Annotated in this window: 2 protein-coding genes and 1 pseudogene; 2 read left to right on the forward strand and 1 reads right to left on the reverse strand. The window is 69.2% G+C overall.

Annotation, left to right across the window (positions count from 1 at the left end):
* Positions 1 to 345 precede the first annotated feature (345 nt).
* Complete coding sequence (locus tag ACWEBX_RS38465) at positions 346 to 1,110, forward strand: VWA domain-containing protein (protein ID WP_451889365.1); 765 nt, start codon at positions 346 to 348, stop codon at positions 1,108 to 1,110.
* 193 nt (positions 1,111 to 1,303) lie between these two features.
* Here the strand turns inward: ACWEBX_RS38465 and ACWEBX_RS38470 are convergent, their stop codons facing one another.
* A complete protein-coding gene (locus tag ACWEBX_RS38470; protein ID WP_451889366.1) occupies positions 1,304 to 2,395 on the reverse strand; it encodes a PP2C family protein-serine/threonine phosphatase in 1,092 nt (363 codons plus the stop codon).
* A 281-nt stretch (positions 2,396 to 2,676) separates the two neighbouring features.
* On the opposite strand from ACWEBX_RS38470, the pseudogene ACWEBX_RS38475 reads away from it, so the two are divergent.
* Positions 2,677 to 3,238: pseudogene (locus tag ACWEBX_RS38475) on the forward strand (hypothetical protein); the annotation flags it as partial.

A 3,238-nucleotide genomic window follows, 5' to 3' on the forward strand; every position in this document is an offset into this window, starting at 1 on the left:
GGCGCACGCCCAGTTCGCCCGCCGGCGGACCGCCGCCCGCGAGGCGACCACCGCCACACTGGCCTCCGGCCGCCTCACTCCCCGTGGGAGCCGCTTCGCCCGGCACATGCTGACCACCTTGGACGCTCTCTGCCGCCTGCCGGTCCCCGCCCCGGCCGTGCGCCACGCGGAATAGGCGTCGCGCACCCACCACGCCGCCTGGTGTCACCACGACGGAGGCGCGCTGCCGAAACGGATGGCGTGAGCAGGCACTGCCGGTCGTGTGGCAACCGGCCGCACGCTCCCATTCGCCACCACGTTGAGGAACTTTGCCTCGTGCTGCCGCCTCAACCGAGAGGATGAGGGATGTCGCGCGACGCGGGAGTGGTGATCATGGGCAGGGCACGGAACGACGCCCCGGCAATCAGTCTGTCCACGATGCAGGCGCAGGCCCCTGATCTGGTGAACCTGTACAAAGCGGCTGGGTCCAGCGTGCGCGCGCAGGGTCTCGAAGGGGTGCGTGCCGCCGTGTATCTCGTCCTGGACCGCTCCGGCTCGATGCGGCCCTACTACAAGGACGGCACGATGCAGCATCTCGGTGAGCAGGTGCTCTCCTTGTCCGCGCACCTCGATGACGACGGCACGGTGCCGGTGGTGTTCTTCTCCACCGACGTCGACGGAGCCACCGACCTCAGGCTGGGAGGTCATCGTGGCCGCATCAACAAGCTGCACGAGAACCTCGGTCACATGGGGCGGACGAATTACCACTGGGCCATGGACGATGTCGTCGACCACTACCTGGCCTCCGGCAGCGACGCCCCTGCTCTGGTGATCTTCCAGACCGACGGAGGGCCCACAAGTAAGTTCGCCGCCGAACGATACCTCTGCAAGGCCGCCCGCCTGCCGTTGTTCTGGCAGTTCGTCGGGTTCGGCGACCCCGACGACAACGAGTTCGCCTTTCTCCGCCGTCTCGACACCCTGGCCGTTCCCGGACATCGCATCGTCGACAACGCAGGCTTCTTCCACGCGGTCCGCGATCCGCGCAAAGTACGCGACCATCTCCTCTACGACCGACTTCTGCAGGAGTTCCCCAGCTGGCTCTCGTCGGCTCGCACGGCCCAGGTCCTGTGACGCGGGCCAAGGCCCCTGGCGAACCAGCAATCGAGTCGACGGAGATTCCCCCACGAATTTCTGGCTCGCGTCACTGGTTCAGACACTCCAAGAACGGCCGCTCGGTACGGAGCCGAGGGCCGAGTTCCTGCTCCTGACGCGCCCAGGGAGCGGCGTCGGACCAAGGGGAACCGGGTTCTCCCGGCCTCGCGCGCTACGCGGTCCCGGATTCATGGGTGATCGCCAGCAGTGCCATGTCGTCGGTCCTCCGGCCGGCGGTGTGCTGGTGCACGTCGGCCAGCAGGGCGTCCAGGAGCGCGTCCGGACGGCCGTACCGCGTCAGGTGGGACTTGCCGGCCGGCTCGTAGAACTCGCCCTTCGCGTCCCGGGCCTCCGTGAGTCCGTCGGTGTAGAGCAGCAGAGTGGCGCCCTCGGGGAACGTCACCGTGTCGACGTGTTCCGGACCGGCGGCGAGAGCGGTCAGGCCCAGGGGCAACGCCGGCCGGCTGGGTTCGACATACCGCACGGCATCCGGCAGGAACAGCATGGGTGCCGGGTGACCGCGGTTGACCAGGCGGACCTGGTTCCCGTGCCGGGGGAACTCCGCGACCACGCTCGTGATGAACCCTTCGAGTTCGGTCACGCCCCCCGACTGCTCGATTTCGAGGACGACGGCTCGCTCCAGCCGCTCCACGAGCGCGATGAGGCTGGGCTCTTGCAGGGCCGCCTCACGAAAGGTGCCGATGCTGTCCGCGACGGCCCTGACCGCGTTCAGACCCTTGCCGCGCACGTCGCCGATCACGCAGCGCACACCGAACGGCGTGTCGACCACCGCGTAGAGGTCTCCGCCGATCTGCGCGTCCGACTGCGCGGCCTCATAACGGGCGGCGAACCGCAGTGGCCCGCTCGCCTCCGGCGGGTCGCGCAGGACGGCCCGCTGGACGGTGGCGGCGATGTCACGGGCCGAACGGAGCTGCGTGTGCAGGTGATGGAGAAGGCGATTGAGGAACACCGAGATCACGGCCACCGTCGCGACCATGGACAGCTCGCTGAACTCGGCAGCGGTTCCGTGGAAGCCGAAGTACCCGAACATGGCCAGGTCGAGGAGGAACGCAGCCACCCCGGTGACGATGGTTCCGCGCAGGGACAGCAAAGGAGCGGCCGTGAGGACCGAGGCCGCGTAGAGAGCCGCGGCGCTGACAGTGGGCGGAGTGGCGAAATCGATCACCACGGCCGCGCCCAGCAGAACCGCCGGCAGCAGGGGCCTCCACCTTCCCAGCCGCTGCCACACCGTCAGCCCGGCCACGCGCTGCTCCAGACGTCGACTGATCTCCCGGCCGGCTCAGGCTATGGGCTGCCCGTCCGCCCCGCTGTCCCATCGCCCTCCGGCTCGCACACGACGTGACGGCTATGACCCGAACGCCGCACACCGGAGCGACACACAGCGGGCGATCCGGCGCCGAGTGCCGCCCGCACGGGGCCATAGCACGCGGACCGCTGATCGCCCGGCAACTCCCGACTTCGCGCCCCGTGGGGTTCCCGCGGCCTGGATAGTTCGGTACCCGGTACAGAGGAAGAGGGGATCCGGTGGCTCGTCGCGCCGACACGTCCTGCCTGGGCATGGCCGTCAAGGGCTATGTGCTGCTGAACCTGTGGATGATCGTCGGCTACGCCCTGGCGCTGCCGGTGACTCTGCCCGACCTGATGGCGTCTCAGGATCCTGGGCTGCACGTCCGGGGCCCGGTGCAGTACGCGGTCGTCTACGGCGTACCCGTCGTTGCCGCCGCGGGCGTGGCCCTGTTCGCGAGCCGTCGAGGGTCCGTCGCGCGATGGGTCGTCCTCGCCCGCGCGGCAGTGGTGCTCGTGCTCGGCCAGATCGCCGTCCACGGGGCCGCGGCCCGGTTCGATGCGCCGGAGTGGAGTGCGCGCGCGATGGCGCAGTGCGGTGCGGCGGGTCTGACCGCGTATCTGTGTCTGGTGGTGGTGCGCCGGTGGGACAACGGTGGTCTCGCTTCGGGAAGCCGTCGTCCGGGTCCGGGCGAGATCTGGCATGCGGCGGTTCCGTTCCGGGACACGGTGGGTGGTAAGGAACGCTATTGCGTGGTCATGGGGAACCGGCGCCATTATGCGGAGGTTCTCAAGATCACCA

The organism is Streptomyces sp. NPDC005070 (genome assembly GCF_053600395.1).